The following is a 16,242-nucleotide window of genomic DNA, read 5'->3' on the forward strand; positions in this document are numbered from 1 at the left end:
CCTGCGGGGCGGGGCGCCGCCGGACGTCAGGGGGCTCACTCGACGAACAGGCCCCGCGCCGCGGCCCGCGCGTCGAAGGCCTCCAGCCGCGCCTGCGCGTCCGGCAGCTCGTCCGCCATCGCCTCCAGCAGCACCCGTCCCAGCAGCATCGGCGCGCACGCCGTGTCGAAGGCCAGGCCGGTACCGACGGGCGCCGGGATGAGCAGGTCCGAGTGGCGGGCCACCGGGGCGAAGGCCGAATCGGCGACCGTGACCACGGTCAGCCCGGCCGCCCGCCCGTGCTCCAGGGCCTCCGCGACCTCCTTCGGGTGCCGCGGCAGCGCGAAGCACAGCAGGGCCGAGGCCCCGGCGGCCGCCGCCGCGTCGATCCGGTCGGCGAGCATCGAGCCGCCCTCGTCGAGCAGCCGCACGTCGGGGTGGACCTTCGCGGCGAAGTACGCGAACCCGCGCGCCTGCGAGGACGCCGCGCGCAGCCCCAGTACCGGCAGCGGGCGCGACGCGGCCAGCAGCCGCCCCGCCTCCCGCACCGGCGACGGGTCGGCGAGCATGGCGGAGAGCTGCCGCAGGTTCTCGATCTCGCCCTGCACGGCCTGCTGGTACTCGTTGTACGCGTCCTCGTCCGCGACCCCGGCCCGTGCGGCGGGGGCCACCTCCCGCAGGTGTTTGCGCAGCGCCGGATAGCCGTCGAAGCCCAGTGCCACCGCGAACCGGGTCACCGACGGCTGGCTCACACCGGCCAGCTCGGCGAGCTCCACGCTCGACAGGAACGGCACCTCCGCCGCTCCGCGCACCATGCAGTGCGCGATGCGCCGCTGGGTCGGCGTCAGCCGGTGGCCCTCGAACAGCTTCTGCAGCCGCGCCGCAGGGCTCTCACTCATCCGTCCCCCTCCGTCCCGCCCGTCACCGGTGAGATATTCAGTCACGGAGCACTCTGCATGCGGTTATGCAGGACGGCAACCCGCGCCCGCGATCCGAGACCCGCCGGGACCCCGTTCCCCCCGCCCGGCGACACGCTGGTTCAGGTCGCCCCGGTGCGATACGGGGGCTAGCCCCAGTGCGGCCGCGGGCGGCGGTTCCTAGGGTGGCGGCATGGAGTCCCAGGAGCTGAAGAAGGAACTCGACGCCACGCTCGACGCCCGGCGGGAGCTGGGTCCGGAGTACGAGGCCGCGCTGGTCGACTCGTTCGTCGAGAAGGTCGACACGCAGGTGCGCCGGCGCCTCGCGGAGGAACGCCTGTCCGCGGCCCGCGGAGGGTCCCGCGGCACGGCGCGGTCCTCGCAGGACGGCAACTTCGGCGAACGCTTCGGCTTCGCGATCATCACCCTCGTCCTGGCGGTGCCGCTCTCCGCGATCGGAGCCGCCCAGGCGCGCCTGAGCGGTCTGGTGGTCGTCTGGCTCGGCATCCTGGGCGTCTCCTACATCCACGCCGCCGGTTTCCCGCGCCGCCGCCGCACCGGGGACCCGCGGGACTGACCGCGCCCGGCGCGGGACCGCGAACCCGCGGAGCCGCCGCCGACGCGAAGATCCCCCCGGACCGGGTCCGGGGGGATCTCGCCGTTCGGTGCGGGAACCGCCGCACCCCGGTTGCCCGGGGGCGGGACGACGGCGGTCCCCGCGAAGGACACGGGCCGGGTCAGGGCCGTCCGCGCGTCCGTGACGCCCACGCGGTCCGGGAGCCGCTCCGGAGGTGCGCCGACGCCGTTCGTGGTGCCGGCCGGGCCCGGTCTCCCGGGCTCCCGCCGACGAACACCACTGTGCCCCAGGCGTGTTAAGCGGGTACTGCCGTCACGTGTCGGGCCCGTACCGTTCGCGCGTCGGCCGCGTGCGGCCCCGTAAGGGCTACTTGGCGCCCTTCGCCAGGAACGCCAGCAGGTCCTGGCGGCTCACCACGCCGGTCGGCTTGCCCTCGACCAGCACGATCGCCGCGTCCGCCTCGCCGAGCACCGCCATCAGCTCGGACACGGGCTCGCCGGAGCCGACCTGCGGCAGCGGCGCGCTCATGTGCTTCTCCAGCGGGTCACCGAGGGAGGCGCGCTGCGCAAACAGCGCCGCGAGCAGCTCCTTCTCGACCACCGAGCCGATGACCTCGGCCGCCATCACGTCGGGGTGACCGGCGCCCGGCTTGACGATGGGCATCTGCGAGACGCCGTACTCGCGCAGCACCTCGATGGCCTCCCCGACGGTCTCCTCGGGGTGCATGTGGACCAGGGACGGGATGCCGCCCGCCTTGTCGGCGAGCACGTCGCGGATGCGGGCGGACGGGCCTGCGTCCTCCAGGAAGCCGTGCCCGGCCATCCACTCGTCGTTGAAGATCTTGCTGATGTAGCCGCGCCCGCTGTCCGGGAGCAGGACGACGACCACGTCGTCCGGGCCGAGGCCCTCGGCCGCCCGCAGCGCGGCGACGACCGCCATGCCGCAGGAGCCGCCGACGAGCAGCCCCTCCTCCTTCGCGAGGCGCCGGGTCATCTGGAAGGAGTCCTTGTCGGACACCGCGATGATCTCGTCGGTCACGTCCGGGTCGTAGGCGGTCGGCCAGAAGTCCTCGCCGACGCCCTCGACGAGGTACGGCCGGCCCGAGCCGCCGGAGTACACCGAGCCCTCGGGGTCGGCGCCGATGACCTTCACGCGGCCGTCGGACTTCTCCTTGAGGTAACGGCCGGTACCGGAGATCGTGCCGCCCGTGCCGACGCCGGCCACGAAGTGGGTGATCTTCCCGTCCGTCTGCTCCCACAGCTCGGGACCGGTGGTCTCGTAGTGCGAGCGGGAGTTGTTCGGGTTGCTGTACTGGTCGGGCTTCCAGGCGCCGGGGGTCTCGCGCACCAGGCGGTCGGACACGTTGTAGTACGAGTCCGGGTGCTCGGGGTCCACGGCGGTGGGGCAGACCACGACCTCCGCGCCGTAGGCGCGCATGACGTTGATCTTGTCCGCGGACACCTTGTCAGGACAGACGAAGATGCACTTGTAGCCCTTCTGCTGGGCCACGATGGCGAGTCCTACACCCGTGTTGCCGCTCGTGGGCTCCACGATGGTGCCGCCGGGCTTGAGCGCTCCGCTCTGTTCGGCGGCCTCGATCATCCGGACCGCGATGCGGTCCTTCACCGAGCCGCCGGGATTGAAGTACTCGACCTTGGCAAGGACGGTGGCCTGCAGGCCTTCGGTCACACGGTTGAGCTTCACCAGCGGGGTGTTGCCGACGAGGCTGATCATCGAGTCGTGGAATTGCACCATGTTCTCCAAGGAGGGGACTCCACGGGTTCTCCGGGAGGCACCTTCAGACTATGCGGAAAGGGATTGACCGACAGGCAGTACAGGGCAGGTAGATCGACAGGACCGTGGGACGGCGCACGGAACCGGCCGTGAGGGCGAGGAGGTGGCTTGAAGGATGTCCAGGGCGAGGACGGCACGCCGGATCGCGGCGGGCGCGGCGTACGGCGGGGGCGGTCTGGGGCTCGTAGGGGCCGCCGCGGTGGGACTGGTCGTGGCCGAGATGCAGTTCGCGAAGCGGACGGTCGGCACCGGGCTGGCGGACCCGCCGCGCGCGGACGGGCTGTACGGGAGCGAGTTCGGCGGCCCGGAGCTGAGTCCGGGTCCACTGCGCTTCGGCATGCTGGGTGACTCCACGGCCGCCGGGCTGGGCGTGCGGCGGGCGCGGCAGACCCCGGCCGCGCTGCTGGCCTCGGGGCTGGCGGCGGTGGCCGAGCGGCCGGTGGAGCTGCGCAACGTGGCGCTCTCCGGGGCCATGTCCGACGACCTGGACCGGCAGACGGGGCTGCTGCTGGACGGTGACGGGCCCGCCCCGGACGTCTGCGTGATCATGATCGGTGCGAACGACGTGACCCGCCGGATGCCGCCGACCCAGTCGGTGCGGCTGCTAACCTCGGCCGTGCGCCGGCTGCGGCTCGCGGGCTCCGAGGTCGTCGTCGGCACCTGCCCCGACCTCGGCACCATCGAGCCGGTGTACCAGCCGCTGCGGTGGCTGGCCCGCCGCGTCTCGCGCCAGCTCGCGGCCGCCCAGACGATCGGAGTGGTCGCGCTCGGCGCCCGTACCGTCTCGATCGGTGACCTGATGGGGGCGGAGTTCGCCGCGAACCCGCGCGAGATGTTCGGCCCGGACTCCTACCACCCCTCCGCGGAGGGGTACGCGACGGCGGCGATGGCCGTGCTGCCGACCCTGTGCGCGGCGCTGGGCGTCTGGCCGGAGTCGGACCGCCTGGACGTGTCGCGGGACGAGGACATGCTTCCCGTGGCGAAGGCCGCGTCGGCGGCCGCGGGGCAGGCCGGTACCGAGGTGACGGGGGCGCGCGGGCCGTGGGCCCTGCTCAAGCACCGGCGGCGCCGGCAGGTACCGGGCGAGGACCTCGCGGCCCCCACGGACCCCGCGCACGCCGTCCCGCCCGCCGCGGGCGGGGCGGCGGGGGCCGGAAAGACGGGAGCGGCGGGGCCCGGAAGGAAGTCGGGGCCCGGCGGGGATGCGTCCGGCGGGTCCTCCAGAGCGACCGGAGTCACATCCCATGGGCAGTGACCTCGACGGTACGGGGCGGTAACTTCGCATGCGGTCCCGGTACGACACCACCTCCCTTGGAGCCCCGATGCCCGAAGCCGTCATCGTTTCCACCGCCCGGTCGCCGATCGGGCGCGCCTTCAAGGGATCCCTCAAGGACGTCCGCCCGGACGATCTCACCGCGACGGTCATCCAGGCCGCCCTCGCCAAGGTCCCCGGCCTTGACCCCCGCGAGATCGACGACCTGATGCTGGGCTGCGGCCTTCCGGGCGGCGAGCAGGGCCACAACCTCGGCCGGATCGTCGCGGTGCAGATGGGCATGGACCACCTGCCCGCCACCACGATCACCCGCTATTGCGCCTCCTCGCTCCAGACCTCCCGGATGGCGCTGCACGCCATCAAGGCGGGCGAGGGCGACGTCTTCATCTCCGCGGGCGTCGAGATGGTGTCGCGGACCGTCAAGGGCTCCTCGGACGGCCTGCCGGACACGCACAACCCGCTCTTCGCCGACTCCGAGGCCCGTACGGCCGCGGTCGCCCAGAGCACCGGCTCCTCCTGGCACGACCCGCGCGAGGACGGCCAGACCCCCGACGCGTACATCGCGATGGGGCAGACCGCCGAGAACCTGGCCCGCCTCAAGGGCGTGACCCGCGCCGACATGGACGAGTTCGGCGTGCGTTCGCAGAACCTGGCCGAGGAAGCCATCAAGAACGGCTTCTGGGCCCGCGAGATCACCCCGGTCACCACCCCGGACGGCACGGTCGTCTCGCTGGACGACGGCCCGCGCGCCGGGGTCACCCTGGACGCCGTCCAGGGCCTCAAGCCCGTCTTCCGCCCCGACGGCCTGATCACCGCCGGCAACTGCTGCCCGCTGAACGACGGCGCGGCCGCGCTGGTCGTCATGAGCGACACCAAGGCCCGCGAGCTGGGCCTGACCCCGCTGGCCCGGATCGTCTCCACGGGCGTCACCGGCCTGTCTCCCGAGATCATGGGCCTGGGCCCGGTCGAGGCCTCCAAGCAGGCGCTGCAGCGAGCGGGCCTGACCGTCGGCGACATCGACCTGTTCGAGATCAACGAGGCCTTCGCGGCCCAGGTGATCCCCTCCTACCGGGACCTCGACATCCCGCTGGAGAAGCTGAACGTCAACGGCGGGGCCATCGCCATCGGTCACCCGTTCGGGATGACCGGCGCGCGCATCACGGGCACGCTGATCAACAGCCTGCAGTTCCACGACAAGCAGTTCGGCCTCGAGACGATGTGCGTGGGCGGCGGGCAGGGCATGGCCATGGTGATCGAGCGCCTGAGCTGACCCCCGGCACCGCCCGGCACGTCGGGATCAAGGCCCGATGCCAGGCGCCGTACGGGATCCGCTTGATCCCGTACGGCGTACTGACGTCGAATCTAATCCTGTCGCGGCCATTCTGTGACCAAATGTCCCCCAGGATGTGACCTTAGTCCTGGGGGATCATTGTTTTCGCAGGTCAGGCTGCATCTCCGCGGGGGCGTCAGGACGAAAGACCTGTCCAATTCATGACGTAATGCACTGCAAGCCATTCCCAGGGCGGGACAAGCTGATGTAGGAAGTCGGGGGATCGAATCAATCAGGAGTTAGTCAGTGAGCGCCATGTCTCTTGCCCTACTGCTGACCACGGCCGCTGCCACGGCCGTGGGCGCTGCTGCGCTGCACGCCGTCAACGGCCTGCGCAAGCAGGTCACCGCCCTGCGCGGTGAGCTGGCCGTCTCGGCGCACCCCCGCGGTGTGACCGTTCCGCACGCCCGCAGCGCCGTGGAGTCCCCGGCTGCCGAGATACGAGCCGCCGTCGCCGAGGCCCTGGCCGAGGAGCGCGAGCGCGAGCTCGCCGAAGCGCGGGCCTTCTGGGCCGCGCAGGAGTCCCGTGACGCCGCCGACGCCCCTTCGCTGCTGGGCGGCCTGTCCGGCCTCGGCGAGGACGGCCCGGTCTTCCTGCCCCGGCAGGTGGACATGGTCGGCCTGGAGCCGATCCTGGGCGAGGAGGTCGACGAGTACACGGCTTACCCCGAGGACTCGGCCGAGCTGGCCGCCGCCCGTCGGCGCCACCCCTCGCACCCCGACTTCGTGCCCGCCCAGGCCTCGTACGCCGGCGCGGACCACGAGCGCACCGTGAACCGCCTGGAGGAGCTCGCGGAGGCGCGTACGGCCCTCGCGGACGTCCGCCCCGGCCCGCTGGGCACCCTCGACGTGTACGTCTTCACGGACGGCACCACGCTCTGCATGACCCCGGGACACCGGGAGACGGCCGAGCGGCTGGCCGAGGCCCTCCGCTCGGGCAGCGCGCCGGTCCTGCTGGGCGGCTCGGGGATCTCCGGCGCCTACGCCCTGACCTTCTCCTGCGGCGACGCCGAGGACCCGGACAGCAACGTCTACATCCTCGCGGACCGCGTCATCGCATCGCTCTGACTTCCGCCAGCTCCACCAGTCGAACGGCCTCGTCCAGCGCCTCGGACGGGGCCTTCGTGCCGTTCGCGGCCGCCTGGTGCCCCGCGGCGCGCAGGGCCTGCGCGAGGTCCGTCCCGGCCACGGCCACCTGGTCCCCGACGACGAAGATCCCCACGTCCGGCATCTCCCGCGCCGGAGCCGCCCCCGCGGCGTCCCCGAGGCCGTCGGCGGCCGCCTCCAGCCGCTGCGCCCTCGCGGAGAGCTCCCGGGCCAGTTCCAGCGCCACCTGGGCGGCGCCCCGCTGGAGCCGGCTCTGCGGCGCGGCCCGCAGCCGGTCGGCGAAACGTTCCACAACGGCGGTCAGGGGTGAGGTATCGAGCACGCGGCCGACCTTACGCGCCGGTCACGCACCATTGCCAACGGGCGAACTCTCCGGCACGGTGGCGTGAAGAGAACAGCACGGCGATACCTCCGGAGGCGCCCATGTCCGTAGAGTTCTCCGAGCAGACACACCGCAACATGATCGACAGAATCCCCCAGACCACCGGTCGTGAACTCTCCGACTGGCTCCGCACCGTGGACGACGGCCCCTCCCTCGTCCGGTTCGAGGAGAAGGTCAGCTGGCTGCGCGGGGCGCATGAGCTCTCGTACGGCCAGGCGAAGGCGATCATCCACGAGCACGACCTGCGCAGGGCCGCCCGCAAGTTCGGCTGAGCGAGCCCCTGCCCCCGTCCCGTCCCCGATCCGCCGCCCGATCCCCACCCCCCGATCCCCTGCCGGCCCCCGACATGCGGGAAGGCCCCGCGAGCGTGTGCTCGCGGGGCCTTCCCGTACGTCTTCGGGCGGAGCCGGTGCCGGCCGGCACCGGCCCGTACTAGTCGCCCTTGAGGATGGAGATCAGGCGCAGCATCTCCATGTAGATCCACACCAGGGTCATGGTGAGGCCGAAGGCCGCCAGCCAGGACTCCTCGCGCGGGGCGCCGTAGGTCACGCCGTCCTCGACCATCTTGAAGTCCATGGCGAGGAAGCAGGCACCCAGGATGATGCCGATGACACCGAAGAGGATGCCGAGACCGCCGCTGCGGAAGCCGAGGCCGTCGCCGCCGGCGAAGACGGAGAACAGCAGGTTGACGACCATCAGGAGCATGAAGCCCATGGCGGCGGCCATCACGAAGCCGACGAAGCGCCGGTTCACGTTGATCCAGCGCATCTTGTACGCGATCAGCACGCCGGCGAAGACGCACATCGTGCCCATCACGGCCTGGACCACGGTGCCCGGGCTGATATAGGTGCTGACGGCCGAGCTGATGACACCGAGGAAGACGCCCTCGAAGGCCGCGTAGGCCAGGATCAGCGCGGGGACCGGCTTGCTCTTGAAGGACTGGACCATCGCGAAGACGAACGCGATGAGCGCGGCGACGAAGGCGATGCCGTACGACTTGTTGATGTTGGCCGGGTCGACCGGAAGCGCGATCCAGGAGATGGCCGCCGTCAGAATGACCGTTCCGAGCGTCAGAGCCGTACGGCTCACGACGTCGTCGATGGTCATCGCGTTGCCGCGGACCGGCGCCTGCGGCATACCCGTGGCCGGGTCGGTCGCGTAGGGGTTGGTCGCGTACGGGCTGGTGGCGGTCCCGGCCTGGGCCTGGGGCTGCTGCGTGCCGAAGCCCGCGTAAGCACCGTTGTCGCGGCTGAAGCCCCGTCGCGAGAAGACCGGGTTGCTGCTCCTCATTTCACTCCTCCATGGCCACCCTGCGCGGCCTTGGAGTCAAGAGTAATGCGAACGCAAAGGAATCGCCCTACTGCTGGAGGAGGATCTTTCCCCGGTGGTACGGGGCGGACCTACGGGTCGGCGGGGGTCCCGCGGGTCGGCGGGGGTGCCCGTGGCGCCCCCGCCGCTGTGCGTTCCGGTCTGCGCGGAACGCCGTCGTGCCCGAAGCCGGACTTGAACCGGCACGACCCGAAGGTCAGCGAGGTTTAAGCTCGCCGTGTCTGCATTCCACCATCCGGGCAGGGCGTATCGGCCCCCTGGGAAAAGCCTTGAACGCTGTGCCGAGCTTATCGGGAACGCGTGTGCCCCGACCTGGGCGTCTCGTCGATGTTGTCTTATTTTATTGGTGATTGATGGGCCGTCAGGGCGCAGAAGGCGCGGTCGGCCCCCTCCGGGCGTCGATCATGGACGCCACGGGATTGACGGGATTTCGATGGCCCGCGCCACCCCGTTCGCCACCCCCTGGAGCTCCGGCCCGCCGCGGGCTCCCGCACCGGCCTCCTCCCGCGTCCGCCGTACGGCCGTCATACCAAAGGAGGATGCGCGGGCCTCGGGGTCAGACTCCAGTGGGCCGGAGAACGGGCACCGCGGCTGATCCGGACCGGGGTCGGGCGCCGCGAAGATGAGTGGGTCCCGCCGATCGCGGACCGTGAGCCCGGTCCGCAGCCCAAGGAGCCGCTCCCGTGACCACCATGAACTACGCCCCGCACACCACTCAGGCCGTCGCAGCCCGCGCCAACGGCCTCTCCAAGGTGTACGGCCAGGGCGAGACCCGGGTGGTCGCCCTGGACAACGTCTCCGTGGACTTCGTCCAGGGCCAGTTCACCGCGATCATGGGCCCCTCGGGCTCCGGCAAGTCCACGCTGATGCACTGCGTCGCGGGCCTGGACACCTTCTCCGCGGGCTCCGTCCGCATAGGCGACACCGAGCTCTCCACCCTGAAGGACAAGCAGCTCACGCAGCTGCGCCGGGACAAGATCGGCTTCATCTTCCAGGCCTTCAACCTGCTGCCCACGCTGACGGCCCTGGAGAACATCACGCTCCCCATGGACATCGCGGGCCGCAAGCCCGACCAGCAGTGGCTGGACTCGGTGATCTCCATGGTCGGCCTCTCCGACCGCCTCGGCCACCGCCCCACCCAGCTCTCCGGCGGCCAGCAGCAGCGCGTGGCGGTCGCCCGCGCCCTGGCCTCCCGCCCCGAGATCATCTTCGGTGACGAGCCCACCGGAAACCTGGACTCGCGCTCCGGCGCCGAGGTCCTCGGCTTCCTGCGCAACTCCGTCCGCGAGCTCGGCCAGACCGTCGTCATGGTCACCCACGACCCCGTCGCCGCCTCCTACGCGGACCGTGTGATCTTCCTCGCCGACGGCCGCATCGTCGACGAGGTGCTCGCCCCGACCGCCGACGGCGTGCTCGACCGCATGAAGGCCTTCGACGCCAAGGGCCGCACCAGCTGAGGGACGTTCCCTCCCCGTCCCCGCTGACCCCTTACCCACTGGACTCCTCCACATGTTCCGTACCGCCCTGCGCAACGTGCTCGCGCACAAGGCCAGACTGCTGATGACGGTGCTCGCCGTCGTCCTCGGCGTCGCCTTCGTCTCCGGCACCCTCGTCTTCACCGACACCGTCGGCAAGGCGATGTCCAACCAGTCCGCCAAGAGCTTCGAGGGCGTGGCCGTCTCGGTCACCTCCTACGGCGCCCCCCGCAACGCCGACGGGAAGGAGGGCGAGCCGGGCATCAGCCAGCAGACCCTCGACAAGGTCAAGGCGCTCGGCGGCGTGGACGCCGCCTCGGGCCGCGTCCACGGCTTCGCCGCCGTCGGCGACCAGGACGGCAAGCTGATCGGCAACGGCTGGTCCAACACCGGCGCCAACTTCGTCCCGCTGAAGGACGGCAAGGACCCCCGCTACGCCTTCACCGAGGGCAGCGGCCCGGCCGCGGCCGGCCAGATCGCCCTCGACAAGGAGACCGCCAAGCGCGGCAAGTACCAGGTCGGCGACAAGGTCCGGATCGCCGACAACGGCCCGGCCAGGGAGTTCACCCTCGCCGGCATCTTCACCACCGAGGACGGCGCGGTCAACGCGGGCGGCTCGCTGGTCCTGTTCGACACCCCGACCGCCCAGCAGCTCTACCTGGAGCCCGGCTACTACGACGAGCTCTCGGTCAGCGCCAAGGCCGGCACCGACGCCGACCGGCTGCTCGCCGAGATCAAGCCCCTCGTCGGCAAGGACGCCAAGGCCCAGACCGGCGCGGCGCTCGCCGCCGAGCAGGCCGAGGACATCGAGCGGGGCATGGGCAACATGAACCAGATGCTGCTCGTGTTCGCGCTGATCTCGCTCTTCGTCGGCGTCTTCCTGATCTACAACACCTTCACCATGCTGGTCGCCCAGCGCACGAAGGAGCTGGCCCTGCTGCGCGCCATCGGCGCCCACCGCGGCCAGGTCAAGCGCTCGGTCCTCGCCGAGGCCCTGGTCGTCGGCGTGATCTCCTCGGCCATCGGCCTCGTCACCGGCATCGGCCTCGCCGTCGGCATGCGCTCCGCGATGGGCGCCTTCGACGTCAAGATCCCGGCCGGCCCGCTGGTCGTCGCCCCCGTCACCATCGCCGCCGCGATCGTCATCGGCGTCTTCGTCACGATGCTCGCCGCCTGGCTGCCCGCCCGCCGCACCGCCAAGATCGCCCCGGTCGCCGCCATGGGCAGCGCCCACCTCCCGGCCTCCGCGAAGTCCCTGGTGTTGCGCAACAGCATCGGCGGCGCCATCACCCTGCTCGGCCTGCTCGCCATCCTGGGCGGCGCGCTGAACGGCAAGGACGGCAAGGTGATGATCGGCGCCGGCGCCTTCTTCACGATGATCGGCATCATCATCCTGCTGCCGGCGCTCTCCCGACCGGTCATCGCGGCCGTGCGTCCGCTGCTGGAGAAGGCCTTCGGGGTCGCCGGCAAGCTCGCCGCGCAGAACGCGGTCCGCAACCCGCGCCGCACCGCCGTCACGGCCGCCTCCCTCGCGATCGGGCTGACCCTGGTCACGGCCCTGTCCGTCCTCGGTCTGACGATGGGCAAGGCCATCGACCGGATGACCACGGACAACCTCAACGCCGACTACACGGTCTCCATGGGCCAGGCCTTCGGCTCCCTGGACCCCTCCGTGCTCCCGGCTCTGGAAAAGGCCCCGGGCGTCAACGCGGTCTCCCCGCAGCAGGCCGGCGGCTTCCGGCTCGGTGAGGACGACTACGCCTCCGTCTCCGGCGTCAACCCGGCCACCATCGGCCGGCTCCTCAACTTCGACGTGGTGAGCGGAGAGCTGACCAGCCTCGCCAAGGGCGAGGTGGTGGTCGCCGAGGGGACCGCGAAGAAGCGGGGCCTGTCGGTCGGCTCCCCCCTGAAGGTCACCTTCGGCGACGACCAGAAAGTGGACCTGAAGGTCGGCGCGATCTACAAGGACATGGAGGGCATGCTCTCCCCCTACGTGATCGACGCCAACGTCCTCAACAAGCACACCGAGGAGCCGTTCCTGCGCGAGGTCCTCGTCAAGATGGACGGCGGGCCCTCGGCGAAGGCCGAGCAGTCGCTCGTCGACGCCCTCGGCAAGAACCCGGCGATCACCTTCGCCACCCAGCAGGACATCCGCAACGAGATGGGCGGCATCATCAACACCGCCCTGAACATCATGTACGGCCTGCTCGGCATGGCCCTGATCATCTCGGTCCTCGGCGTCGTCAACACCCTGGCGATGTCCGTGTACGAGCGGACGCAGGAGATCGGCATGCTGCGGGCGATCGGCCTGGACCGCGGCAAGGTCAAGAACATGATCCGCCTGGAAGCCATCGTCATCTCGCTCTTCGGCGCGGTGATCGGCGTGGCCCTCGGCACCTTCATCGCCTGGGCCGTCGGCGAGACCATCAAGGGCTCGATCCCGAACTACGCCCTGGTCATCCCCTTCGACCGGATCGCGGTCTTCATGCTGCTGGCCGGCATCGTCGGCGCCCTGGCGGCCATGTGGCCCGCCCGCAGCGCCGCCCGACTGAACATGCTGACCGCGATCAAGACCGAGTAGCGGCAAGGCGCCACCGTACGAAGGCCAAGGGCCCCGCGACCTCTCCCGTCGCGGGGCCCTTCGCCGTTCCCGTTCCCCGCCGGAAGAGACGGCCTAGGGCCGCGCGGTCCACTCGCGGGCGCGCAGCGGCATCCCGGACGCCGACCGGTTCCCGGTGCGCACCGCGAGCACCTGGTTGACCCCGAGCCGGTTGTGCTCGAAGCCGAGGGCCGAGGCCGCCATGTACAGCAGCCAGACGCGGGCCCGGCCGGGCGAGGTCAGCCGGACCGCCTCCTCCCAGTGCCCCTCCAGCCGCGCCACCCAGGCCCGCAGGGTGAGCGCGTAGTGCTCGCGCAGCGCCTCGACGTCGCGGACCTCGAAGCCGGCCCGCTCCAGCTCGCCGACGGTGGTGCCGATCGGCGACAGCTCGCCGTCGGGGAAGACGTAGGCGTCGATGAACTCGTCGATGCGGTACGCCTCCTCGTCCGGCTCGGGGCGGCGTGCGATCTGGTGGTTCAGCAGCCGTCCGCCGGGCCGCAGCAGCCCGTACAGCGTGTGGGCGTAGGTGCGGTAGCGCTCTGCGCCGACGTGCTCGGCCATGCCGATGGAGGAGACGGCGTCGTACGGGCCGTCCTGGACGTCCCGGTAGTCCTGCACCCGGATGTCGACCAGGTCGGCCAGGCCCTCCTCGGCGACCCGCTTGCGGGCGTAGGCGGCCTGCTCCCGCGAGAGGGTGATGCCGGTGACCCTGGCGCCGTACTCCCGGGCCGCGTGCAGGGCCATGGAGCCCCAGCCGCAGCCGACTTCCAGGAGCCGGTCGCCCGGGCTCAGGGCGAGCTTGCGGCAGACCAGGTCGAGCTTGTCCCGCTGGGCGTCCTCCAGGCTCCCGCCGGGGGTCCAGTAGGCGCAGGAGTAGACCATCGAGGGGCCGAGGACGTGTTCGTAGAACTCGTTGCCCACGTCGTAGTGGTGGCTGATGGCCTGTCGGTCGCTGCCCTTCGTGTGCCGGGGGCCGGAGCGCCGTACGGCCTCCTCCGGCGGCGGAGCGGGCGCCGGCCACGGCCGGGCCAGGCCCACGAGGGAGCGTACGGCCGCCCGTGCGGCGGGGTCGCGGAGCAGGGCGGCGGGTCCCGCGGCCCTGGTTGGCCGGACAGGTTCGGGGTCCCGCTCCCAGAGCAGCCCGCCGACCCGGTCGAGCAGGTCGAACAGGTCGCCCTCGACGGTCAGGTCGCCGGACACCCAGGCGCGGGCCAGGCCCAGTTCGCCCGGCTTCCACAGGATCCGGCGCAGCGCGCGCCGGTGGGTCAGGACCAGGGTGGGGCCGTTGGTCGGGCCGGCCTCACTGCCGTCCCAGGCCCGTATGCGTACGGGCAGGGGGGCGCCCAGCAGGGTTTCGGCTAAGGCAGCCAGCCGCGGCGCGGCGTCGTTCATCGTAGGCACCTCCAGAAAGTTCCGACCGAACGACTTACCCAATTCCCGTGCCGCTCAAGCCTGCGGCCCCCATCCGGGGGACGCCGAAGGGGCCGCCCGCACCACGGATGGCGGGCGGCCCCTTCGGGTCACGCTGGGTCGTGCTCTGGGTCGTGCTCTCCTACGGCCGGCCGGAGCCGGTCAGGAGGCCTTGGCCTTCTGCGCCGGGGCGCTCGCGGCGACCGGAGCCGGCTTGGCGGCCTCGTAGAACTCCTCGCGGGGAGTCTCCAGCGCGCCGAGGGAGACGACCTCGCGCTTGAGGAACATCGCGAGGGTCCAGTCGGCGAAGACACGGATCTTGCGGTTCCAGGTCGGCATCGCCAGACCGTGGTAGCCACGGTGCATGTACCAGGCGAGGCGGCCCTTGACCTTGATCTTCATCTTGCCCATGACGATGATCGCCACGCCCTTGTGCAGGCCGAGGCCCGCCACCGCACCCTTGTTGGCGTGCTCGTACTCCTTCTGCGGGAAGCCGCGCATACCGGAGATGACGTTGTCGCCGAGGACCTTGGCCTGGCGCAGCGCGTGCTGGGCGTTCGGCGGGCACCAGGCGTTCTCCACGCCGGCCTTGCGGGAGGCGAGGTCCGGCACCTGGGCGTTGTCGCCGGCGGTCCAGATGTAGTCCGTGCCCGTGACCTGGAGGGTCGGCTGGGCGTCCACGTGACCGCGCGGGCCCAGCGGCAGGCCGTAGCGGGCCAGAGCCGGGTTGGGCTTGACGCCCGCGGTCCACACGAGGGTGTTGGAGTCGACCTCGAGGCCGTTCTTCAGCACCACGTGGCCGTCGACGCAGGAGTCCATGGAGGTCTGCAGGTAGATCTCGATGCCGCGCGACTCGAGGTGCTCCTTGCCCCAGACGCCGAGCTTGGGCCCGACCTCGGGAAGGATCTTGTCGGCCGCGTCGACCAGGATGAAGCGCATGTCCTCGCGCTTGATGCTGGTGTAGTACTTCGCGGCGTCGCGCGCCATGTCCTCGACCTCGCCGATGGTCTCCGCACCGGCGAAGCCGCCGCCTATGAAGACGAAGGTGAGGGCCTTGCGGCGGACGTCCTCGTCCGTCGTGGACTCGGCCTTGTCGAGCTGCTCGAGTACGTGGTTGCGCAGGCCGATGCCCTCTTCGACGCCCTTCATACCGATGCCCTGTTCGGCGAGGCCGGGGATCGGGAAGGTGCGGGAGATGGCGCCGAGCGCGATCACCAGGTAGTCGAAGGGCAGCTCGTACGCCTCGCCGACGAGCGGCGTGACGACGGCGACCTTGCGGTCCTGGTCGATGCTGGTGACCCGGCCGGTGAGAACCTCAGCCTTGGGCAGCACGCGTCGCAGAGGTACGACGACGTGCCGAGGCGAGATGCTGCCTGCGGCCACTTCGGGGAGGAAGGGCTGGTAGGTCATGTACGAGCGCGGGTCGACGACCGTGACGGTCGCCTCGCCGTAGCGCATCTTCTTCATGATGCGCTTGGCTGCGTACAGGCCTACGTACCCACCTCCTACAACGAGGATCCTGGGACGCTCCGTGGTGCTCATGGAACGAGTATCCAGCACCCCAAGGAGTGACGCTCGTGAGCCCCTTCACAAGGGTCTGGATACCCTCTGCTACACTCCGCCGCCCACGTGACCGAGGTCATGGCGCGAAGGGGGAACCAGGGTGTAACGGGAGTCGTTGAACACCAGTCCTGAACTGGGCTCCGACCCTTTAAGCGGAGTAGACCACCCGGTTCGTGGATACCTACCGCCACAGCCTGCCGGCGGCCTCCATTCGCACCAACGCTCACAAAAAGAAGGCTCGAGGGGCTCTCGAGTCACCCAAAAGGTCCCCCTGGAGCCCTCACAGGCATCTTTTCCTTGTGAAGAACTTCACGAACTTCGCTCGGAGGGCAGGACCTAAGGCCTCCGTAAGGGCGCCGCAGGGCCTTCCCGAGGCCCTCATGGACGGCGGGCTCGTCATCCTCGTCGTCGAGGTGGGCTACCGCCGTGACGTCCACCGCGGCGTCCGAGTACGACGGCGGCGCTCCGGTCGGTCGACCGGAGCGCCGCCGTCGAGCCGTTCTCAGG

The 16,242-nt window shown here is 71.0% G+C and carries 14 protein-coding genes and 1 tRNA gene; 8 read left to right on the forward strand and 7 right to left on the reverse strand.

The annotated features are described in order from the left end of the window. Positions 1-35 precede the first annotated feature (35 nt). On the reverse strand, positions 36-878 hold the full coding sequence (locus tag ACFWBY_RS00255; RefSeq protein ID WP_385337904.1) for a MurR/RpiR family transcriptional regulator: 843 nt from the start codon (positions 876-878) through the stop codon (positions 36-38). 211 nt (positions 879-1,089) lie between these two features. Between ACFWBY_RS00255 and ACFWBY_RS00260 the strand changes: the two genes are divergently transcribed. Beyond that, positions 1,090-1,473, forward strand: coding sequence for a hypothetical protein (locus ACFWBY_RS00260; RefSeq protein ID WP_385337900.1), 384 nt, complete (start codon positions 1,090-1,092; stop codon positions 1,471-1,473). A gap of 366 nt (positions 1,474-1,839) precedes the next feature. Here the strand turns inward: ACFWBY_RS00260 and ACFWBY_RS00265 are convergent, their stop codons facing one another. Continuing rightward, positions 1,840-3,225, reverse strand: a complete 1,386-nt coding sequence (locus tag ACFWBY_RS00265) for a cystathionine beta-synthase (RefSeq protein WP_385338038.1) — start codon at positions 3,223-3,225, stop codon at positions 1,840-1,842. A gap of 157 nt (positions 3,226-3,382) precedes the next feature. Here ACFWBY_RS00265 and ACFWBY_RS00270 point away from each other — a divergent pair, with 157 nt between their 5' ends. The 3 genes from ACFWBY_RS00270 to ACFWBY_RS00280 all read left to right on the forward strand — a co-directional run bounded on the left by ACFWBY_RS00270 (position 3,383) and on the right by ACFWBY_RS00280 (position 6,938). Next, entirely contained in the window at positions 3,383-4,522 is a 1,140-nt protein-coding gene (locus ACFWBY_RS00270) for an SGNH/GDSL hydrolase family protein (protein WP_385337897.1), read from the forward strand. Between the two features lie 67 nt (positions 4,523-4,589). Continuing rightward, positions 4,590-5,810, forward strand: a complete 1,221-nt coding sequence (locus tag ACFWBY_RS00275; protein ID WP_385337894.1) for an acetyl-CoA C-acetyltransferase — start codon at positions 4,590-4,592, stop codon at positions 5,808-5,810. Between the two features lie 315 nt (positions 5,811-6,125). Then, a complete protein-coding gene (locus ACFWBY_RS00280) occupies positions 6,126-6,938 on the forward strand; it encodes a hypothetical protein (protein WP_385338035.1) in 813 nt (270 codons plus the stop codon). On the opposite strand, the gene ACFWBY_RS00285 is transcribed toward ACFWBY_RS00280, so the two are convergent. After that, positions 6,922-7,299 (reverse strand): hypothetical protein, encoded by a 378-nt coding sequence (locus ACFWBY_RS00285; protein ID WP_385337892.1) that lies wholly within the window; start codon positions 7,297-7,299, stop codon positions 6,922-6,924. The two genes, ACFWBY_RS00280 and ACFWBY_RS00285, sit on opposite strands and share 17 nt — an antisense overlap. 101 nt (positions 7,300-7,400) lie before the next feature. On the opposite strand from ACFWBY_RS00285, the gene ACFWBY_RS00290 reads away from it, so the two are divergent. Then, positions 7,401-7,631, forward strand: coding sequence for a DUF4287 domain-containing protein (locus tag ACFWBY_RS00290; protein WP_385337889.1), 231 nt, complete (start codon positions 7,401-7,403; stop codon positions 7,629-7,631). A gap of 160 nt (positions 7,632-7,791) precedes the next feature. Here ACFWBY_RS00290 and ACFWBY_RS00295 read toward each other — a convergent pair whose 3' ends face one another. Together ACFWBY_RS00295 and ACFWBY_RS00300 are read right to left on the reverse strand one after the other, a co-directional pair. Then, positions 7,792-8,649 (reverse strand): Bax inhibitor-1/YccA family protein, encoded by an 858-nt coding sequence (locus ACFWBY_RS00295; protein WP_385337886.1) that lies wholly within the window; start codon positions 8,647-8,649, stop codon positions 7,792-7,794. 198 nt (positions 8,650-8,847) lie between these two features. Beyond that, a tRNA-Leu gene (locus ACFWBY_RS00300) sits at positions 8,848-8,929 on the reverse strand. A 451-nt stretch (positions 8,930-9,380) separates the two neighbouring features. On the opposite strand from ACFWBY_RS00300, the gene ACFWBY_RS00305 reads away from it, so the two are divergent. Then, positions 9,381-10,145 carry an ABC transporter ATP-binding protein gene (locus ACFWBY_RS00305; RefSeq protein ID WP_385338032.1) on the forward strand — a complete coding sequence of 255 codons (765 nt, stop codon included), beginning with the start codon at positions 9,381-9,383 and terminating at the stop codon, positions 10,143-10,145. A 52-nt stretch (positions 10,146-10,197) separates the two neighbouring features. After that, positions 10,198-12,744, forward strand: coding sequence for an ABC transporter permease (locus tag ACFWBY_RS00310; protein WP_385337883.1), 2,547 nt, complete (start codon positions 10,198-10,200; stop codon positions 12,742-12,744). A 93-nt stretch (positions 12,745-12,837) separates the two neighbouring features. Here ACFWBY_RS00310 and ACFWBY_RS00315 read toward each other — a convergent pair whose 3' ends face one another. Together ACFWBY_RS00315 and ACFWBY_RS00320 are read right to left on the reverse strand one after the other, a co-directional pair. Then, a complete protein-coding gene (locus ACFWBY_RS00315) occupies positions 12,838-14,154 on the reverse strand; it encodes a class I SAM-dependent methyltransferase (protein WP_385337880.1) in 1,317 nt (438 codons plus the stop codon). A 180-nt stretch (positions 14,155-14,334) separates the two neighbouring features. Next, positions 14,335-15,714, reverse strand: a complete 1,380-nt coding sequence (locus ACFWBY_RS00320; protein ID WP_385337878.1) for an NAD(P)/FAD-dependent oxidoreductase — start codon at positions 15,712-15,714, stop codon at positions 14,335-14,337. A 320-nt stretch (positions 15,715-16,034) separates the two neighbouring features. Here ACFWBY_RS00320 and ACFWBY_RS00325 point away from each other — a divergent pair. Further along, positions 16,035-16,242, forward strand: a 208-nt coding sequence (locus ACFWBY_RS00325; protein WP_385409606.1) for a hypothetical protein, incomplete at its 3' end; no start/stop codon positions are given.

The organism is Streptomyces sp. NPDC060049 (assembly GCF_042736715.1).
Taxonomy (GTDB): Bacteria; Actinomycetota; Actinomycetes; order Streptomycetales; family Streptomycetaceae; genus Streptomyces.

Excerpts from the sequence above, each read along its gene's own strand:
- ACFWBY_RS00290 (WP_385337889.1), top strand. The coding sequence starts at position 7,401 with ATGTCCGTAGAGTTCTCCGAGCAGACACACCGCAACATGATCGACAGA.
- ACFWBY_RS00320 (WP_385337878.1), bottom strand. The coding sequence starts at position 15,714 with ATGAGCACCACGGAGCGTCCCAGGATCCTCGTTGTAGGAGGTGGGTAC.
- ACFWBY_RS00305 (WP_385338032.1), top strand. The coding sequence starts at position 9,381 with ATGAACTACGCCCCGCACACCACTCAGGCCGTCGCAGCCCGCGCCAAC.
- ACFWBY_RS00280 (WP_385338035.1), top strand. The coding sequence starts at position 6,126 with ATGTCTCTTGCCCTACTGCTGACCACGGCCGCTGCCACGGCCGTGGGC.
- ACFWBY_RS00310 (WP_385337883.1), top strand. The coding sequence starts at position 10,198 with ATGTTCCGTACCGCCCTGCGCAACGTGCTCGCGCACAAGGCCAGACTG.
- ACFWBY_RS00255 (WP_385337904.1), bottom strand. The coding sequence starts at position 878 with ATGAGTGAGAGCCCTGCGGCGCGGCTGCAGAAGCTGTTCGAGGGCCAC.
- ACFWBY_RS00270 (WP_385337897.1), top strand. The coding sequence starts at position 3,383 with ATGTCCAGGGCGAGGACGGCACGCCGGATCGCGGCGGGCGCGGCGTAC.
- ACFWBY_RS00315 (WP_385337880.1), bottom strand. The coding sequence starts at position 14,154 with ATGAACGACGCCGCGCCGCGGCTGGCTGCCTTAGCCGAAACCCTGCTG.
- ACFWBY_RS00275 (WP_385337894.1), top strand. The coding sequence starts at position 4,590 with ATGCCCGAAGCCGTCATCGTTTCCACCGCCCGGTCGCCGATCGGGCGC.
- ACFWBY_RS00260 (WP_385337900.1), top strand. The coding sequence starts at position 1,090 with ATGGAGTCCCAGGAGCTGAAGAAGGAACTCGACGCCACGCTCGACGCC.
- ACFWBY_RS00295 (WP_385337886.1), bottom strand. The coding sequence starts at position 8,649 with ATGAGGAGCAGCAACCCGGTCTTCTCGCGACGGGGCTTCAGCCGCGAC.